The following is a 17,174-nucleotide window of genomic DNA, read 5'->3' on the forward strand; positions in this document are numbered from 1 at the left end:
CCACCGTCGCCGACGGTCGCGGCGCCGGCCGCCCGCCGTCAGGCGGAGAGGACCCCGGTGAGCCGGTCGAGGACGATCCGGCCCGCCGGCGGGACGCGGTGCGCGTCGGCCGGAGTCAGCCACGCGAGCTCGGCGATCTCGGCGTTCGGCGCCGGCTCGGGGGACCCGGGAACCGGCTCCGCGTACATGCAGTGCATGCGCACGACCCGTCCGCCGAGCCCGTGCCCGGGCGCCTCGGCGACGAAGCCGGGCCGGACCGACGTCGGGTCGAGGCGCACGCCCAGCTCCTCGCGGATCTCGCGCACCAGCGCCTCGGCGTCCGACTCGCCGGGCTCGACCTTGCCGCCCGGCATGAAGAAGCGGTCCTTGCCGGTCGTGCGGACGGCGAGCAGGCGCCCGTCGCGGACGTTCACCCAGCCGACGGTGCGCAGCGGCGGCAGGGCGGCGGGGTCGGGGGAGGGCGGGTCGGTGCGGGGAAGGTCGTGCGGGGTCACGCCCCCACTGTGCCATCGGCTCGCGATGTCCGAGGACCCCCGACGGCGCGTGGCGCACCCAGCGAGCCACGCGCCGTCGGGCCTGCCCCTCGCGCGGCCCCAGTTCCGGCGAAGGGCGATCGTGCCGGGCCAGGCCCGGCACAGACGATCGTCACACCGACCGGCGAACCCTGCTCGTCGCAGCCCGTTCCCGCCCCGTTCTAACGCCGAACACGACATTGCTGCCGTTATCCGGGCGATAACGGCAGCAATGTCGTGTTCGAGGGCGAGCAGGGTCATGCTCGACCGCGTCGGGTCACCAGGACGCGTTACGCGCCAGCTCGAGCGCGACCTCCTGCCACCACTGTCCGGCGGGCGGCCCGCCGTTGCACGACCCGTCGCTCTCGCCCGGCAGCTTGACCCACAGCAGGGCGTCGAGGTGCGTGCCGTCGTCGACCGCGCGCGGCTGGTCGCCGAGCGCGCGACCGCGCGGGTTGCACCACTCGCCGTTGCTGCCGTTGCCGTTGCGCGACGTGTCGACGACGAACGACACGTCACCGCCGAGCAGCGCGGCGACCTGCTCGCCGTACGCTCGCGACTCGGCCGTCGTGCGGTAGTTCGACGTGTTGAGCGCGAACCCGACGGCGTCGTCGAGGCCCACCTGCTGGAGGCGGGCCGCGGCGGTCGCCGGGCTCAGCCACGCGGAGTGGCCCGCGTCGACGTAGACGCGCGCACCGGCGTCGGTCAGGATGCGCGCCGCGTCGCGCAGCATGCCTACGCGGTCGCCCTGGCCGGAGCAGTCGCCGAGCTGGGCGAGGGCGTCGGGCTCGAGGACGACCCACGGCTCGCCGACGATGCCCGACGAGACCGTCTCGACCCAGCTCCGGTACGCCGCCTCGGCGGTGCCGCCGCCCGAGTGCGAGCCGCAGTCGCGGCCGGGGATCGCGTAGATCGTCAGGAGCGGCGTCGCCCCCTCGGCCGCGGCCGCGCTCGTGAACGCGGCGACCTTGGCCCGCGACACCTGCGCGTCCGCGTCCGTGATCCACGTCGACTGCGGCGTGCGAGCGATCTTCGCGAGCAGGTCCCGGTCCGTGCCCGACGCCGCCTGCCAGGCCTCCCACGCCTGGTTCGTCTCGTCCACGTGGAACGTCACGTCGCCCGGCGTCTCGGGCGGGTCGGTGGGGTCGGTGGGGTCGGTGGGGTCGGGCGGGGCGTCGCCGCCGCACGCGACGCCGTCGAGCGTGAAGCTCGCGGGCACGGCCGGAGCGGACGCGGCCGTGCCCACGAGGCCGAACGAGGCGCTGCCGCCCGTGGCGAGGGACGCGTTCCAGCCCACGTCGCCCACGGTGACCCGGCCGCGGTCGTGCCCGAGCGTGCCGTTCCAGAGCTGGCTGATGCTCTCGCCCGCCGGCAGGTCCCAGGCGAGCTCCCAGCCCGAGCGCGGGGCGCCGAGGTTCGTGACCGTGACGTCGGCCTGGAAGCCGCCGGACCAGGAGCTCGTGATGCGGTAGTCGACCGTGCAGGCGGCCGAGGACACGGCCGCGCCGGTCGTCGCGAGCGCCGCGCCGGCGGTCGCCGTGGCGCCCAGCGTCGCGAGGGTCGCGACGGCGGCGACCAGCGTCGCCGCACGGGGTCGTCGGGTGGGGGAGGTCGGTCTCATGCTCGGGGCTCCGTCGCCTCGGGGTCAGGACACCGCCACGGTAGGGACTGTCGGGGAGCGGCCGGGAGGGTGCGAAACGTTTCGCGCTACGGCGCGTCGTACTCCATAGGTTTGCCGCGAGGGTATGGTCGTCGCCATGGCATCCAGACCGCTCCAGGAACCCGCGTTCCTCGTCCTGTCCGCGCTCGCGGCCGGTCCGCTGCACGGGTACGGCATCGCGCAGGACGTCGAGTCCAGCTCCGACGGCCGCGTGACGCTGCGCGCCGGGACGCTCTACGGCGCGATCGACCGGCTCGTCGCCGCCGGGCTGGTCGAGGTCGACCACGAGGAGGTCGTCGACTCGCGCCTGCGCCGCTACTACCGGCTCACCACGGACGGCGGGACGCGCCTCGCCGCCGAGGCCGAGCGCGCCGAGGCCCAGGCGCGCCGCGCGCTCGAACGCCTCGGTGCCCGGCGTCGCGCGTCCGCGGTGGCGCGCGACGGCGCCGCGGCGCGCCCCGCCCGCGGCGTCGCGGGAGGCCTCGCCGACGGCGGGGCGGTGCCGGCATGAGCGGGGACCGCGAGCGCCACCTCCGCGCCGCGGGCGACGGGACCGACGTGCCGGGCGCCGCGAGCCCGACGACGGAGCCCGGCGCGACCGTGCTCGTCGCCCCCGTGCTCGTGCGGGACTACCGCCGCCACCTGCGGCTCTTCCCGTCCACCTACCGGCGGGCGCACGAGGCCGAGATGCTCGGTCACCTGCTCGACGGCGCGCGGCCGGGAGAGTCGCGCCCGACCCGCGCCGAGCGGTGGGACCTGCTGCGCGCCGCCGCGCGCGAGTGGACCCTCGCGCCCCTGGGCCCGACCGAGCGGCAGCGTGCCGCGGCGGCCGTCGTCGTGCTTGTCGCGCTGACGGCGGTGCTCGCCGCCCCCGCGTCGCAGGACCTCCTGCGCGTCGGTCTCGCACTGGGGGACGAGTCGGCGGGGCAGGTGGTACCGGCGTGGCTGGCCGTCGCGACGGCGCTCGTCGCGGTGCCCCTCGCCCCGGCGTGGCTGCTCTGGGCCGGATCGGTCGTGGCCCTGGCCGCGCGCCTGCGACGAACAGGGCTCGTGCTCGCCGCGCTCGCCGCCGCGGCGGGGGTCGTCGCGGTCGGCTCGCTCGTCGCGGCGGAGCGCGCGTTCGACGCGTTCCGGGAGGTCGGGTGGGTTGTCGCCCTCCTGGCTTCCCTCGGGGCCGTCGCCGCTCGGGCGCGGCAGACGGGGCCCATCCTGGGCGCGCGTGCGGGTGTCGCCGCGCTCTGGCTGACGGCGGTGTCGCTCGCGGTCTCCGTGCCACGCAGCGCGACGGTCGTCGCGGAGGAGGGCGTCTGGGTCACCGCCCCGGGCCATCCCTTCACGCTGGCGGCGGAGGTCGTGATCCTCGTGGGGGTGGCGGTGCTGCTGGTGGCGGTCCGCCCCGTGCGGCAGGCCGCTCCGGTGCTGGCCGGCGTCTTCACCGCACTGTCCCTCAGCGGTTCGGACGTCTTCTGGTCCGGCGCGCTCGACACCACGGCCGTGAACCTGGGCAACGTGCTCGGGGCGGTCGCGCTGTCGGCCGCCGCCACGATCGTGGCCCGGTGGGTGGTCAACCGCCTCGACGAGCTCGCCGCGTCGCGGGCCGCGCACCGCGCGCTCCTGGCCGCGTCGGGCTCCGGCACGGCGGTCGCCGCATGACCGCGGCAGACGCCCCGGCCTCGGTCGCGGAGCCGCTGGTCCCTCCCGTGCTCGTACGGGACTACCGCCGCCTCCTGCGGCTCTTCCCGTACACCTACCGGCGGGCGCACGAGGCCGAGATGCTCGGCCACCTGCTCGACGGCGCGCGCCCGGGGCAGTCGCGCCCGACCCGCGCCGAGCGGGCGGACCTGGTGCGTGCCGCCGCCCGGGAGTGGCTGCTCGCGCCGCTGGGGTCGACGCCGCGCCAACGACGGGCGGCGACCGGGCTGCTGTTCGTGCTGATCCCGGCCGTGCTCGTGGTCATGGCGTCGCGGGTCGTCGCGTTCGCCGCCGCGATCGTCCGGGCGATGCTGGGCACGGAGGGCCACGCGCCGCTCGTGGCGACCGTCCCGACGGCGCTGATGTGGGCCCTGTGGGTCGTCGCGGTCGCCCTCACGCTCGTCGGCGCGCGACGCGTCGGCCTCGTGGTCGCGGTGCTCGCCGCCGGGGCGGGTGTGGCGGCGCTCGTCGTGTCGGTCGCGGCGGGCAGCGTCTATGCCGCGTACCTCGACGCACCGTGGGTTCTCGCGCTCGTCGCGTACGCGGGAGTGCTCGCCGCGCGGCGGACGTGCCGGGTCGGCGCCGAGCCGGTGGCGCTCCGGGCAGCGACGGTCGGCGCCATGGCGCTCGTCCTCGGCGCCTTCGTCGCTGCGACCTACTCCGACGCGGCGCACCTCGGGACGCCGTGGTGGTCGGGCGGCGCCCTGGCCTCGTGGACGCTCCAGGCGCTCGCCGCACCGGTCGTCCTGCTCCTCGGCGCCGCCCTCCTGTGGCGCCGGACGCGCCAGGCGGTCCCGGTGCTCGGCGGGCTTGCGCTCGCGATGGTGCTGAGCCGCTCGACCTTCTTCTGGTCCGGCACCGTGAGCATCCAGACGGCGGACCTCGGCAACGTCCTCTGCCTGCTCGGGCTCGCGACCGCCGCGACGCTCGTGCTGCGCTGGGCCGTCAACCGTCTCGACGAGCTCTCCGAGGCGCGCGCCTCGCACCGTGCGCTGCTCGCCGCGACGGGAGGGACACCGGGGCCGGACGCGCCGCGCCCGGGCGAGCCGACCGCCGTCTGACCCGTCCGCCGCCGACCACGACGCTGCGCGCTCACGAGAACGACATGAGGGCCGTTATCCATCGGATAACGGCCCTCATGTCGTGTTCGGCGTCGGTCTTGTCAGTCCAGGTAGGCCGACACCAAGTCGGCCGCCAGGCCCGTGTAGGTGGCCGGGGTGAGGTTCGCGAGGCGCTGGGCTACGTCGTCCGGAAGGCCGAGGCCCGCGACGAACTCGCGCAGGCGCGCCGCGTCGACGCGCTGGCCGCGCGTGAGGTCCTTGAGGCGCTCGTACGGGTTCTCCATGCCGGGGACGCCCGCGACGGACGCCGCACGCATCGCCGACTGGATGGGCTCGCCGAGCACCTCCCAGTTCTCGTCGAGGTCCGCCGCCATGAGGCCGGCGTTGGCGGCGAGGGCCTTGAGGCCGCGGCGCACGTTGTCGATCGCGAGCAGCGAGTGGCCGAACGCCGGGCCGACGTTGCGCTGCGTCGTGGAGTCCGTGAGGTCGCGCTGGAGGCGGGAGGTGACGAGCGTCGCGCCGAGCGTGTCGAGCAGCGCGGAGGAGATCTCGAGGTTCGCCTCGGCGTTCTCGAACCGGATCGGGTTGACCTTGTGCGGCATGGTCGACGACCCGGTGGCGCCGGGGACGGGGATCTGCGTGAAGAACCCGAGGGAGATGTAGGTCCACACGTCGGTCGCGAGGTTGTGGAGGATCCGGTTGAACCGCGCGACGTCCGCGTACAGCTCGGCCTGCCAGTCGTGCGACTCGATCTGCGTCGTCAGCGGGTTCCACGTGAGCCCCAGGCCCTCGACGAAGTGCTTCGACACCGACGGCCAGTCCACGCCCGGGACGGCGACGGTGTGCGCGCCGTACGTGCCCGTCGCGCCGTTGAGCTTGCCCAGGTACTCCGCGGCGCCGATGCGGCGGAGCTGGCGGCGCAGGCGGTGCGCGAGGACGGCGAGCTCCTTGCCGAGCGTCGTCGGCGTCGCGGGCTGGCCGTGCGTGCGCGAGAGCATCGGCACGTCCGCGTGCTCGCGCGCCATGTCCGCGAGCTGGTCGGCGAGCGCCGTCGCGGCGGGCAGCCACACGTGCTCGACGGCGCCGCGCACCATGAGCGCGTAGGACAGGTTGTTGACGTCCTCGCTCGTGCACGCGAAGTGCACGAGCTCGCCGACGCCGGGCAGCACCGTGTCGGGGCCCAGCGCGTCGGGGGCCGCGGCGAGGCGGCGCTTGACGAAGTACTCGACGGCCTTGACGTCGTGCACCGTCTCGCGCTCGATCGCGGCGAGCTCGGCGATCTCGTCGCCGCCGAACGTCGCGGGGATGCGGCGCAGGTAGGCGACCTCGGCGTCGGAGAGCTGGGGCGCGCCGGGCACGACCGGGCGGACCGCGTTCTCGTCGACCGCCTGGACGCCGTTGCACAGCGTGATCAGCCACTCGACCTCCACGTGGACGCGCTCACGGTTGAGCGCGGCCTCACTGAGGTGGTCGACGAGCGGGGCGACCGCGGCGCGGTAGCGGCCGTCGAGCGGTCCGAGCGCGACGGGCGGGGTCACCTCGGCGAGCGACACGCGGGCAGGGGCGTCTGCGGCAGGGTTCTCGGGCACGCCCCTGATTCTCCCACGCGTGCCCGACGGCGGCCCGCGCCTCCCGCAGTCCGGGCACGCGGTCCTGGGCGGGCGAGCGATCCGGTGGGCGTCGCGCGGGGTGTGGCCGTCCCCAGGGACGTTGCGCCGTGGTCCCGTCCACAGGGGCATGCTCGATCGTGACGGGCGCCGCGCGGCGCTGCGTACGGTCCCCGCCATGTCCTCGTCACCTCCGCCGCCCCCGCCGTGCGTCGCCGCGCCGTTCGGCGTCACGCTCGCCCGGACCCGGGTCCTCACCGCCCAGGACGACGTCGCGCGGGCCGGTGCCGCGCTCGTAGCACCGGGCCTGCCGTGGGCGGGCCACGCGCGCGCGTCGTACGACGACGCGGCCGCCGAGCGGCGCGCCGGTCTGCTGCGCCTCGGCATGCTGCTCGACAGCTGCCTCGTGCGCCTCGACACGCTCACCGTCCTCGCGGAGGCCGAGGCGGAACGGATCCGGGCGGAGCTCGCCGCGACGGGCGCGCTGTGAGCGGCCCCCGCCCGGCCCCCGTGGTCGTGGTGCGCGGCGGGACCGAGCCGACCGCGGTCGAGACGGCGGCGGTCGTCGCGCAGGCGGTGGCGCTGGGCGCGCGGGCGGACCTCGTCGCCGCGACCGTGACCGCGCTCCGGGACGCGCGGGACTCCGTGGACGTGACGACCGCGAGCCCCACGTCGTTCGCGGGTCGCCTCGCGGCACCGGCGCCGCTCCAGGCCACGTCGGGCTGGGACGTCCACGCCACGCCGTGCTGGTCGGCCGAGGTGCGTGCGGCGCGCGCCGCCGCGCTCGAGGCCTTCGACCTCGCGATCGGTGTCGCGGAGCAGCAGGCGGGAGGTCTTCGGTTCCTCGCGGCGCGACTGCACCAAGCCGTCCGCGTGTACGACGACGGGGACGCCGCCGCGGCTGCGCTGTGGCAGGACCTCGCCCTCCTGGTCGGGGGCGGCATGAGCCCGATCGGTGCCGCCGCGACGGGGCTCGGCCTCGTCCTGAGCGCGGGATCCGTCGGGTTCCTGCGCTCCGTCCTCCTCGGTCGGCCCTCGTTGGGCGCGTTCGGCTCCACCGGAGGGGCGTACCACGCGGCCACGATCCGTGCGCTGAGCCGCGTGATCGGTCTAGCCGACAAGGACCGTGCCTGGTACCAGATGCCCACCACCGGCAACGCGGCGTCCGTGCTGCGCGGGTTCATGCAGCCGCTGCGGGACAGATTCCTCCCCGACCCCGAGGTCCGCCTGGTCGACACGGGCCGCGCGCTGCCGACGCCCACCGACATGCGCTCGGCACTCGGAGCGGTGTCGGCGCTCGACACGGACTCGACGCTGAGCATCCAGAGGATCGTCAAGGACGACGGGACACCGACCTGGGTCGTCGCCATCCCTGGCACGCAGATCTCAAGGACCAATCTCCGCACCGTCTTCAACATGACGTCCAACTACGACCTCGCGGACGACGACCTCGCGGTGCGGGCCCGGGCCGACAGCGTGCGCGCCACGATCGAGGCGATGCGGCAGGCCGGGATCGAACCGGGTGACGACGTCGTGCTCGTGGGGCACAGCCAGGGCGGCATGGTCGCGACGACGGTCGCGGCGGCGACCGTCGGCACGTACACCGTGCGCCATGTCGTGACAGCGGGGTCGCCCGTGTCCAACCACGGGCTGCCTCCAGGGATCAAGGCCACGCACATCGAGACGCAGGGTGAGGGCGTCTCCGACACCGACGGTGCCGAGAACCCCACGACGCCCGACCAGGTCACGGTCACCGGCGTCCTGCCGGCTCCGGACGGCGGCCCCCCGATCGAGGTTCCGCACAGCGTGCACTTCCACCAGGACGTGCTGGGCGCCGCGGTCGAGGTGGGCGACCGGGGGCTCGAGGAGCACCTGTCCGACATCGAGCGGCTGCTCGACGGGGTGGCCGACGCGCCCCTCGTCTACGAGGCGCGCCTGGTGCCCGACCCCGACACCACCTTCTGCATCGGGGACCTGGCGGTCCCGCGGTCGCTGACGCCCCCGTGGGCGCCGGGCACGCCGTTCCCGGGCGCGCCCGGAGTGCCGTTCCCGGGGTCGTCGGGCCTGACGCTGCCCGGCACGCCGGAGCCTCCGGCAGGCGGGGGTTCGACGCGAGGAGAGCTCGTCGCGCCGGGGACGGACGGCGGCGAGCCGACGCCGGTGCGGTAGGGCGCCCGGCGCAGCGGCCGGCGTGGCGACGCGCGCTGTCAGAGAGTTCTGTGAGAGATCAATCTTTGAATAGAAAACAATATACGGGGCTATGACAGACATCTGCTACTCTCCTCGACGGACCGACCGCGCTGGTCGGTCGCCGGGGGACACGTGAGGAGTGGGCGATGGGGAACGTCGTGCTGGGTGACGGTGGACCGACGATCGGGCGGGTCGGTCTGGGATGCATGGGGATGTCGTGGGCGTACGACGAGCCGGGTCGTGACGACCGCGAGTCCGTGCGGGTGATCCGGACGGCGGTCGACCTGGGCGTGGACCTGCTCGACACGTCGGACCAGTACGGCCCCTTCACCAACGAGTCGCTCGTCGGGGCGGCGCTCGACGGCATCCGCGACCGGGTCGTCCTCGCGACCAAGGGCGGGCTGGTCGTGCGGCCCGACGGCACGACCGCCCGCGACGGCCGCCCGGGGCACCTGCGTGCCGCGCTCGACGAGAGCCTGCACCGGCTCCGCACCGATCGCGTCGACCTCTACCAGCTGCACCGGGTGGACCCGTCCGTGCCGATCGAGGAGAGCTGGGGTGCGCTCGCGGAGGCGGTCGTGGCAGGGAAGGCCCTGCGGATCGGTCTCTCCGAGGTGACGGTCGACGAGATCCGCCGAGCCCAGGCCGTCCACCCGGTCGCGAGCGTCCAGACCGAGCTGTCCCTCTGGAGCCGGGAGGCCCTCGACGAGGTGCTGCCGTTCTGCGAGGCCGAGGGCATCGCCTTCATCGCCTACTCGCCCCTGGGCCGCGGGTTCCTCGGGGGGCGGCTCCGTACCGCCGCGGACCTTCCCGAGGGGGACTGGCGCCGCCGCAACCCGCGCTTCCTCCCGACGGCGATCGAGGAGAACCGGGCGCTGCTCGGGCCGCTCACGTCGGTCGCGGACGAGCTCGACGTCTCGCCCGCGCAGGTCGCCCTCGCGTGGGTCCTCGCGCAGGGCGACCGGGTCGTCGCGATCCCGGGCACCAAGACCGCGGCGTACCTCGTGGAGAACGTCGAGGCGGCGGAGCTGCGCCTGAGCCCGGAGCACCTGCGCCTCCTCGACGCGGCGCCCGAGCCCGTCGGCGCGCGCTACTGAGCCGCCCGGTCGTCCGACGAGGAGAAGCGCATGAACCCGAGCCCCGCCCGCGTCGTCGACGGGACGCCGCACGACACCGGCCCGCCTCCGGCCGCCGGGGCGTCGCCCACCGAGAGCGACCTGCCCGCGCTCCTGGGCACCAGCCGCACGGTCGACCGACGCCTCGTCCACCGGGACGCGGTGGCCGAGGTCCTCCTCACGGACGTCGTGCCCCACCCGGACGACGCGACCGCCGACCCCCGGGCGGAGGGCGCCCGGTTCGTCGTCGCCGTCCACGTCCCCCGCGCGCACACGTACTACGGCGACCACCCCGACCCGGTCGTCGACCCGGTCCTCCTCGTCGAGGCGGTCCGGCAGGCCGCGGAGGCGGTCTCCCACGGGCACCTGGGTGTCGGGGACACCGACCGGTTCGTCGTGCGGGACCTGCTCGTGGACCTGGTGCGGCCGCTGGCCGTCGCCTCCTCGTCCGACGGCGTCGTCCACGCGGTGCTGACGCTCCGGGACGTCGTCCGGGTCCGCGGCGCGCTCCGCTCCGTGCGCGTCACCGCCGACGTCCGGCACGCGCGTCCCGGCGAGTTGCCCACCCGCCTCGGCACCGTCGAGCTGGCGGTCGCGGTGCTCACCGACGAGGGCTACGCCTACCTCCGGGGGCCGCGGAGCACGCGGGGCGGGGCCGCCGAGCTCGGCCGAGCGGCCGCGCCCCGGCAGGGCCTCGTGGACGCGGTCGCCGTGGCGCGCTCCCGGGCGGAGAACGTCGTCGTCGCAGACCCGCGCCACGGTGCGGACGGCTCGACGGCGAGGCTGGAGCCCGCGTTCGCGAACGCGAGCATGTTCGACCACCCTCAGGACCACGTGCCCGCCATGGTGCTCGTCGAGGCCGTGCGCCAGCTGGTCGTCCACCGGGCGCTGGCCGGCCACGACGTGCCCCCGGCGCCCGGTGCGCTGAGCCTCGCGGCACGGTTCCTCGCGTTCGTCGAGCTCGACGCCGTGGCGGAGCTGCGGCTCACCGCCGTGGGGACCGGGCGCTCGGTCGTCCGGGTGCTCGACCAGGCCGCCGGCACCGAGCTCGCCGAGCTCCGCATGGTGGCCGGAGCATGAGGCTCGACCCGCCCGTGGCCGTGCTCGCGGCGACCACCGAGCTCCCGACGACCCGGGTGCTGGCGGACGACGCGGTGGCGTCCGGCGCGATCTCGCGGGCCGACGCCGACGCCGCGGGCGTCGTCGCGCTCCCGGTGGAGCCGACGCGCGCGGCACCCGAGCTCGCCGTCGACGCGGCCCGACGAGCGCTCCGGGAAGCGCGGCGGTCCACCGCGGACGTGGACCTCGTGGTGCACGCGTGGACGCACTACCAGGGGCACGACTTCTGGTCCCCGACCCACTACCTCGCCGACACGCTCGGTGCGCACCACGCCGAGTGCCTGGGGGTCCAGCAGATGTGCCACGGCGGCGTGGCGGCCCTCCAGGTGGCCGCGACGCGGATCGCGACCGACCCGGGCGTCGCCCTCGCCCTCGTCACGACGGCGGACCGCTTCGACGACGCGTGGTTCGACCGGTGGTCGGGGGACTACGGGGTGCTGTACGGAGACGGCGGGACCGCCTGCGTCCTCGCGCGCGCCGCGGACGCCGTCGACCCCCGGGCGCTCGTCCACGGCGTCGTGGGCGCGTCGCTGCCCGGCCTCGAGTCGATGCACCGGCGGGTCGGAGGGTTCGGGGCACGCCCGGACGCCGACCGACCGATCGACGTGCGGGCGACCAAGAAGGCCTACCTGGAGCGCCACGGTTCCACCGCGCTCCAGGACGGGTTCGGTCGCGCCCTCCGGTCCGTCGTGCCGCGGGTCCTCGAGGAGACGGGGACGAAGCCCGACGAGGTCGACGCCGTCGTGCTGCCACGCGTCGGCGCGGGAGTCGTCGCCGACCTGTACGCGCCGGTGCTCGCCGAGATCCTCCCCGCGAGGACGGTCCACGACGTCGCGACGACGGGCCACCTCGGCGCGGGCGACCTCGCCGCCGGCATCGCCGACGCCGACCGCGAGTCCGGGCACGACCGGCGGCTGCGCCTCTACGTCACCGCGGGAGCGGGCTTCACGGTGAGCGCGTGCCTCGTCGAGCACCTGCCCGCGAGAGAGGAGCTGTCATGACGCTCGACGTCCTCGTCGTCGGAGCCGGCCCGGTCGGGCTGCTCACGGCGGTCGAGCTGCGCGACCACGGGCTCACCGTCCGCGTGGTGGACCGTGCGACGAGCCGGTCGACACGGTCGAAGGCCACGACCCTGTGGCCCCGCCAGCTCGAGCTCCTCGACCGCGCCGGGATCACCGCCGAGCTGCTGCGGCGGGGGCACCGGATCGACCACGTCACGTTCGGGAACGGCCGCCGCGAGATCGGCCGGGTCTCCCTGGCGGCGCTCCGCGACACCCCGCACCCGTACGGTCTGATCGTCCCGCAGCCGGTGACGGAGGAGGTGCTCGAGACGGCGCTCGCGACGCGCGGCGTCGTGGTGGAGCGAGGGGTGTCGCACGAGTCGGTCGAGCAGGACGACCGGCGCACCGTCTCCAGGGTCGTCCGGGCCGACGGGACCCAGGAGTCGATCGAGGCAGCGTGGCTCGTCGCGTGCGACGGCGCGCACAGCCCGACGCGCGGGCGCCTCGGCATCCCGTTCGAGGACGACAACCCGCCGGTGACGTTCGCCATCACGGACGTCGAGATCGAGGGCCCCGTCCCGACGGACGCTCTCGCCTACCACTACGGCGCCGCGGGCGCGCTCGGGCTCGTCCCGCTCGGCGGGTCCGTCTTCCGCGTCGCGATCGGCGTCCCTCCGGACACCCCGGCGGAGCCGTCGCGCGAGCTGTTCGACGACGCGCTGGCCCGACGCACCGGCCTTCCCGCCGTCGTCGGGACGCCCGACTGGTCCGCGACCTTCACCGTGCGGTTCCGCACCGCCGCCCGCCTGCGTCACGGTCGCGTGCTGCTGGCGGGGGACGCGGGCCACATCATGAGCCCGGCCGGCGGGCAGGGGATGAACACCGGGATCCAGGACGCGGTCGCGGTGGCGTGGCGCCTCGCCGCCGCGCGGTCCGCGAGCGCTCGGCGTGCCGCAGACCTGCTCGAGGAGTACGAGGCCGAGCGGCTCGGTGACGCGCGGCGGGTCGCGCGCCTCACCGCGACGCTCACGAGGGTCGGCCTCCTCCGGTCGCCCGCGTCCCGGTGGGTGCGGGACCGGCTGGCCCGCGGAGCGGGCCTGATGGGGCTCCTCGACCGGTCGCTCGGGCCGCGGTTGTGCCAGCTGGACACGCGCTACGGAGACGCCGGGCGCCGACGGTCCCGTGCCGTCCGGGTCGGGGACCGCTTCCCGGGGTCCTTCGCGCCCGGCGACCACGGGTTCCCCGTGCTCGCGACCGGTTCGAGCACCCTCGTCGTGTGGCCCGGGCGGCGCGCCGTCGGGGTGGACCTCGGGGCGGCGGACGTCGGTGCGCGACTGCGGGCACGCCACGGGCCCGGGACGAGCGTCGTCGTGCTCGATCCCCGCCGGGTGGCGCGGGACGTCGCGCGACGCCTCGGTCGCCGGTCCCGGGTCTTCGTCGTCCGGCCCGACGGCCACGTCGCCGCGGTGCACCCGACCGCCGGCGACTCCCCGACCGAGGCGACGGCGCGCGCGACCGCGCGCCCGCCCCGCACGAGAGAACGGATCCTCCGATGAACCGCGCCGCCCGAGTCGTCGGTGTCGGCGGCTACCTGCCGCCCGACGTCGTGACGAACGAGATGCTCGCCGCGCGCCTGGAGACGACCGACGAGTGGATCCGGTCGCGGACCGGCATCGCGAGCCGGCACGTCGCGTCCCCGGGGACCACCACGAGCGACCTGGCCCACGAGGCGGCGCGGCACGCGCTCGCGTCCGCCGGCCTGAGCCACGTCGACCTGGTGGTGCTCGCGACGACCACGCCGGACAACGTGTGCCCGTCGACGGCCCCGTACGTCGCGGCCCGGCTCGGGCTCGACGGCGTGACCGCGTTCGACGTCTCCGCCGTCTGCAGCGGCTTCGTGTACGCGCTCGACGTCGCGTCCGGGCTCGTCGAGTGCGGGCGCTACGACTCGGCGCTCGTGATCGGGGCCGAGACGTTCACCCACCTCCTCGACCCCGAGGACCGCACGACCGCGGCCATCTTCGGGGACGGGGCGGGCGCCGTCGTGCTCCGTGCGGGCGAGCGCGACGCACCCGGTGCCGTCCTGGCGACCGACCTCGGGTCGGACGGCGCCAAGCGCGACCTGATCGCCGTCCCGGGGGGAGGCTCGCGCGACCGGGCGGTCCCCGAGCGCCTCGACCCCTACTTCCGCATGGACGGGAGCGCCGTCTTCCTCGACGCCGTGCTGCGCATGGAGGAGTCGGTCCGGGCCGTCGCCCGCAAGGCGGGCTGGGAGGTCGCCGAGATCGACCGGGTGGTCGCGCACCAGGCCAACGCCCGGATCCTCCTGGCGCTCGCGCGGCGCCTCGACCTCCCGGCGACCTCGCTCGTGTCGAACATCGACACCGTCGGCAACACCTCCGCCGCCTCGATCCCGCTGGCGCTGCGTCACGGGCTCGACGCGGGTCAGCTCCTCGAGGGCCACAAGGTCGTCCTGCCGGCGTTCGGCGGCGGGATCACCTGGGGAGCGGTCGCGCTCACCTGGCCCGCGCTCGCGCCCGCCGCGGGCGACCACGAGCCGTCACGTCCCGCAACGTCACCGACCACCATGGGAGTACCGTCATGAATCCTGTGCACACCCCGGCGCCCGCGGCGCCCCTCGTCGGCCAGGAGGAGGTCGTCCGGGTCGTCACGACCCTCCTGGGCGCGATCCTCGGCACCGACCCGGGCTCCGTCCGCCCCGACGAGAGCCTCGAGGCGCTCGACATCGACTCGATCGTCATCGTCGAGCTGATCCTCGGGATCCAGAAGGAGCTGGGCGTCCGCGTCGAGCTGGGCCGGATCACCCCGCAGGACACCGTCACGTCGGCCGCGGTCGTCGTCGCCGGCCTGCTCGCCGCGCGCGAGGAGGCCGTCGCGTGAACGCCGTGACCGCGATCAAGGACCGTCCCGGCGTGCTCGTCGCCGCCTGTCTCGCGGCCGTGCTGCTCCCGACGTCGATCACGGGCGCGGGCGTCGCGCTCCCCGCGATCGCCGAGGACCTGCCCGGAGGGATCGGGCCGCTCCAGTGGGTCGTGCACGCCTACGACCTGACGTTCGCGAGCTTCATGCTCGCGATGGGCTGCCTGTCGGACATCTTCGGCCGGCGGCGCGTCTTCGTCTCCGGGGCGCTCGTCTACGCCGCGTGCGCGCTGCTCGCGAGCCTCAGCCAGTCGCTCGTGCTGCTCGACCTCGTCCGGGCCGTCACGGGGATCGCCGCCGCGGCGGTCATGACGAGCGCCGCCGCGTCGCTCGCCCAGACGTACTCCGGTGCCGCCGGCGCGCGGGCCTTCGGCCTCTTCGGGACGAGCTTCGGCATCGGCCTCGCGTTCGGGCCCCTCCTGGCGGGTGGTCTGACGAGCGCGTTCGGGTGGCGCTGGTTCTTCGGCACCCAGGTCGTCATCGCGCTCGCGGCCGTGCTGTGCGCGCGCTCGATGCCCGTCGCGCCCGCCGACGACCGGCCGTCCGTCGACTGGGCCGGGACCACGACGTTCGTGGTGGCGCTGTTCGCCTTCATCCTCGCGCTCGTCGAGGGGCCGCAGCTCGGGTGGACCCACCCGGCCGTCCTCGGGATGTACGCGGTCACGGTGCTCGGCATCGTGGCGTTCGGGGTCGTGGAGTCGCGGCAGGAACGGCCGATGTTCGACCTCGCGCTGCTCCGCCAGCGGGCGTACCTCGCGGTGTGCGCGGCCCCGGTCGCGCTGGCGTTCGGCTTCGTCACGCTCCTCGTCTTCCTCCCGACCTACTTCATGACGGTCTACGGGATGTCGGCCTGGACGGCGGGGCTCTCGATGCTGGCCCTGACGGTCGGGACGCTCGTCATGCCCGCGGTGGCGGGTGCGCTCGTGGCGCGCGGGGCCTCGGCCCGTGCCCTGCTGGTGCTGTGCATGGTCCTCGTGGGCGGCGGCTGCCTCTGGCTCACCGTCATGACGCCGGAGAGCTCGCTCCTGGAGATCGCGCTGCCGATGCTGACGATCGGCATCGGGTTCGGCATCTCGAACGGGATCCTCGACGCCGCCGCCGCGACCTCGGTGCCGCCCGCACGGGCGGGCATGGCAGTGGGGATGTTCAACACGACGCGCATCGCGGGGGAGGTCGTGGCGATCGCGGTCGTCGGGTCGATGATCGTCGGGTTCCTGCGCTCGACCCTCCCGACGACGGTGCCGGGCTGGGACGGCACCTCGGGCGAGCTGGCCAACCGGATCGCCGAGGGCGGGCTCGCGGCGACGGCGGAGAGCGTCCCGGCACCTGACGCGGCCGAGCTCGTGGCGACGAGCCTCGGCGCGTACACGACCGCGATGCACCTCGTGCTCGTCGTCCTCGGCGTGGTGTGCCTGGCCATGGCGCCCGCCATGGCGATCCTCCTGCGGCGCCCCGCGACGCCCGGCGCGGCGTCGGACGAGCCTGCCGAGGAGCTCCAGCCGGACGGTGCGCGTGCCTGACGCCGCACGCTTGGCCCCGGCCCCGGCCCCGGCCCCGGCCCCGGCCCCGGCCCCGGCCCCGTCCCCCGGCCCGGCGCAGGAGCGCCGCGCCGGGGTGGCTGCCGGGGGGCCGCGTCGCGCCGCCTTCTTCGACGTCGACGAGACGCTCGTCGGGATGAAGACGATGGCCGCGTTCCTGGACCACGCGATGCCCGCCGACGGCGGGCGCTGGGACGGGTTCGTCGGGTCGCTGCCGACGGGGCTCCCGCGCGAGGAGGTCAACCGCCGCTACTACCGGCTGTGGCGCGGCCGGCGCGCCGACGACCTGCTCGCCGAGGGGCGGAGGTGGTGGGCCTCGGTCGTCGACCGGCCGGGCCTCTTCCTCCCGGACGCCTGCGCGGCGTTGGCGGCGCACGCGCGCGCAGGCGACCTCGTCGTGCTGGTCTCGGGGTCCTTCCCGGCCCCCCTGCGACCCGTCGCGGACCACCTGGGCGCCGACGCCGTCCTGTGCACGGAGCCCGCGAGCGAGGGCGGCGTGCTCACGGGGGAGATCGGGACGCCCATGATCGGCGCCGGGAAGGCGGAGGCCGTCCGGGCCTTCGCCGCGGCCCGCGGGCTGGACACGTCCGCCTGCTCGGCGTACGGCGACCACGTCACGGACGTCCCCATGCTCGCCGCGGTCGGCAGGCCGCGCCCCGTCGGGGACGACCCCTCCCTCCGCGAGGAGGCCCGCCGCCGTGGCTGGATCTGATCGACGACGACGCGTGGGGCCCCGACC

Annotated in this window: 16 protein-coding genes; 13 read left to right on the forward strand and 3 right to left on the reverse strand. The window is 75.6% G+C overall.

Translation table 11 applies throughout. The features are described 5' to 3' along the window. Nucleotides 1–38 precede the first annotated feature (38 nt). Both ACZ402_RS16665 and ACZ402_RS16670 read right to left on the reverse strand, forming a co-directional pair. Nucleotides 39–494, reverse strand: a complete 456-nt coding sequence (locus ACZ402_RS16665) for an NUDIX hydrolase (protein WP_375823994.1) — start codon at nt 492–494, stop codon at nt 39–41. Between the two features lie 295 nt (nt 495–789). Then, complete coding sequence (locus ACZ402_RS16670; protein ID WP_375823993.1) at nt 790–2,133, reverse strand: glycoside hydrolase family 6 protein; 1,344 nt, start codon at nt 2,131–2,133, stop codon at nt 790–792. 136 nt (nt 2,134–2,269) lie between these two features. Between ACZ402_RS16670 and ACZ402_RS16675 the strand changes: the two genes are divergently transcribed. The 3 genes from ACZ402_RS16675 to ACZ402_RS16685 are packed head-to-tail and all read left to right on the forward strand — an operon-like array spanning nt 2,270 to nt 4,925. Continuing rightward, nucleotides 2,270–2,683, forward strand: a complete 414-nt coding sequence (locus tag ACZ402_RS16675) for a PadR family transcriptional regulator (protein WP_375823991.1) — start codon at nt 2,270–2,272, stop codon at nt 2,681–2,683. Further along, the gene (locus ACZ402_RS16680) at nt 2,680–3,825 is read left to right on the forward strand and encodes a hypothetical protein (RefSeq protein WP_375823990.1); all 1,146 of its coding nucleotides are present in this window, start codon (nt 2,680–2,682) and stop codon (nt 3,823–3,825) included. The genes ACZ402_RS16675 and ACZ402_RS16680 overlap by 4 nt, the downstream gene beginning before the upstream one ends. Continuing rightward, nucleotides 3,822–4,925: a hypothetical protein gene (locus tag ACZ402_RS16685; RefSeq protein WP_375823989.1), complete on the forward strand. Its 1,104-nt coding sequence runs from the start codon at nt 3,822–3,824 to the stop codon at nt 4,923–4,925. The genes ACZ402_RS16680 and ACZ402_RS16685 overlap by 4 nt, the downstream gene beginning before the upstream one ends. A 101-nt stretch (nt 4,926–5,026) precedes the next feature. Here the strand turns inward: ACZ402_RS16685 and purB are convergent, their stop codons facing one another. Beyond that, the gene (gene purB, locus ACZ402_RS16690; protein ID WP_375823988.1) at nt 5,027–6,514 is read right to left on the reverse strand and encodes an adenylosuccinate lyase; all 1,488 of its coding nucleotides are present in this window, start codon (nt 6,512–6,514) and stop codon (nt 5,027–5,029) included. A 196-nt stretch (nt 6,515–6,710) separates the two neighbouring features. On the opposite strand from purB, the gene ACZ402_RS16695 reads away from it, so the two are divergent. The 10 genes from ACZ402_RS16695 to ACZ402_RS16740 all read left to right on the forward strand — a co-directional run bounded on the left by ACZ402_RS16695 (nt 6,711) and on the right by ACZ402_RS16740 (nt 17,147). Beyond that, complete coding sequence (locus ACZ402_RS16695) at nt 6,711–7,022, forward strand: hypothetical protein (RefSeq protein ID WP_375823986.1); 312 nt, start codon at nt 6,711–6,713, stop codon at nt 7,020–7,022. Next, nucleotides 7,019–8,701, forward strand: coding sequence for a PGAP1-like alpha/beta domain-containing protein (locus ACZ402_RS16700; protein ID WP_375823985.1), 1,683 nt, complete (start codon nt 7,019–7,021; stop codon nt 8,699–8,701). Before ACZ402_RS16695 ends, ACZ402_RS16700 begins: the two co-directional genes overlap by 4 nt. 167 nt (nt 8,702–8,868) lie before the next feature. Continuing rightward, a complete protein-coding gene (locus ACZ402_RS16705) occupies nt 8,869–9,819 on the forward strand; it encodes an aldo/keto reductase (RefSeq protein ID WP_375823983.1) in 951 nt (316 codons plus the stop codon). A gap of 30 nt (nt 9,820–9,849) precedes the next feature. Further along, entirely contained in the window at nt 9,850–10,917 is a 1,068-nt protein-coding gene (locus ACZ402_RS16710) for an AfsA-related hotdog domain-containing protein (protein ID WP_375823981.1), read from the forward strand. Further along, entirely contained in the window at nt 10,914–11,957 is a 1,044-nt protein-coding gene (locus ACZ402_RS16715; protein ID WP_375823979.1) for a beta-ketoacyl-[acyl-carrier-protein] synthase family protein, read from the forward strand. The genes ACZ402_RS16710 and ACZ402_RS16715 overlap by 4 nt, the downstream gene beginning before the upstream one ends. Then, the gene (locus tag ACZ402_RS16720; RefSeq protein ID WP_375823977.1) at nt 11,954–13,513 is read left to right on the forward strand and encodes an FAD-dependent monooxygenase; all 1,560 of its coding nucleotides are present in this window, start codon (nt 11,954–11,956) and stop codon (nt 13,511–13,513) included. The genes ACZ402_RS16715 and ACZ402_RS16720 overlap by 4 nt, the downstream gene beginning before the upstream one ends. Beyond that, the gene (locus ACZ402_RS16725) at nt 13,510–14,562 is read left to right on the forward strand and encodes a beta-ketoacyl-ACP synthase III (protein WP_375823976.1); all 1,053 of its coding nucleotides are present in this window, start codon (nt 13,510–13,512) and stop codon (nt 14,560–14,562) included. The genes ACZ402_RS16720 and ACZ402_RS16725 overlap by 4 nt, the downstream gene beginning before the upstream one ends. Next, nucleotides 14,559–14,858: an acyl carrier protein gene (locus tag ACZ402_RS16730; RefSeq protein ID WP_375823975.1), complete on the forward strand. Its 300-nt coding sequence runs from the start codon at nt 14,559–14,561 to the stop codon at nt 14,856–14,858. The genes ACZ402_RS16725 and ACZ402_RS16730 overlap by 4 nt, the downstream gene beginning before the upstream one ends. After that, nucleotides 14,855–16,417, forward strand: coding sequence for an MFS transporter (locus ACZ402_RS16735; RefSeq protein WP_375823973.1), 1,563 nt, complete (start codon nt 14,855–14,857; stop codon nt 16,415–16,417). The genes ACZ402_RS16730 and ACZ402_RS16735 overlap by 4 nt, the downstream gene beginning before the upstream one ends. Continuing rightward, nucleotides 16,410–17,147 carry an HAD family hydrolase gene (locus tag ACZ402_RS16740; protein ID WP_375823972.1) on the forward strand — a complete coding sequence of 246 codons (738 nt, stop codon included), beginning with the start codon at nt 16,410–16,412 and terminating at the stop codon, nt 17,145–17,147. Before ACZ402_RS16735 ends, ACZ402_RS16740 begins: the two co-directional genes overlap by 8 nt. Nucleotides 17,148–17,174: the final 27 nt, after the last annotated feature.

This window comes from Cellulosimicrobium sp. NPDC030954 (assembly GCF_055571305.1).

Bases quoted from the DNA above. Each gene is read 5' to 3' on its own strand.
- ACZ402_RS16670 (WP_375823993.1), bottom strand. From the start codon at position 2,133: ATGAGACCGACCTCCCCCACCCGACGACCCCGTGCGGCGACGCTGGTC.
- ACZ402_RS16675 (WP_375823991.1), top strand. From the start codon at position 2,270: ATGGCATCCAGACCGCTCCAGGAACCCGCGTTCCTCGTCCTGTCCGCG.
- ACZ402_RS16680 (WP_375823990.1), top strand. From the start codon at position 2,680: ATGAGCGGGGACCGCGAGCGCCACCTCCGCGCCGCGGGCGACGGGACC.
- ACZ402_RS16685 (WP_375823989.1), top strand. From the start codon at position 3,822: ATGACCGCGGCAGACGCCCCGGCCTCGGTCGCGGAGCCGCTGGTCCCT.
- ACZ402_RS16695 (WP_375823986.1), top strand. From the start codon at position 6,711: ATGTCCTCGTCACCTCCGCCGCCCCCGCCGTGCGTCGCCGCGCCGTTC.
- ACZ402_RS16705 (WP_375823983.1), top strand. From the start codon at position 8,869: ATGGGGAACGTCGTGCTGGGTGACGGTGGACCGACGATCGGGCGGGTC.
- ACZ402_RS16710 (WP_375823981.1), top strand. From the start codon at position 9,850: ATGAACCCGAGCCCCGCCCGCGTCGTCGACGGGACGCCGCACGACACC.
- ACZ402_RS16715 (WP_375823979.1), top strand. From the start codon at position 10,914: ATGAGGCTCGACCCGCCCGTGGCCGTGCTCGCGGCGACCACCGAGCTC.
- ACZ402_RS16720 (WP_375823977.1), top strand. From the start codon at position 11,954: ATGACGCTCGACGTCCTCGTCGTCGGAGCCGGCCCGGTCGGGCTGCTC.
- ACZ402_RS16725 (WP_375823976.1), top strand. From the start codon at position 13,510: ATGAACCGCGCCGCCCGAGTCGTCGGTGTCGGCGGCTACCTGCCGCCC.
- ACZ402_RS16730 (WP_375823975.1), top strand. From the start codon at position 14,559: ATGAATCCTGTGCACACCCCGGCGCCCGCGGCGCCCCTCGTCGGCCAG.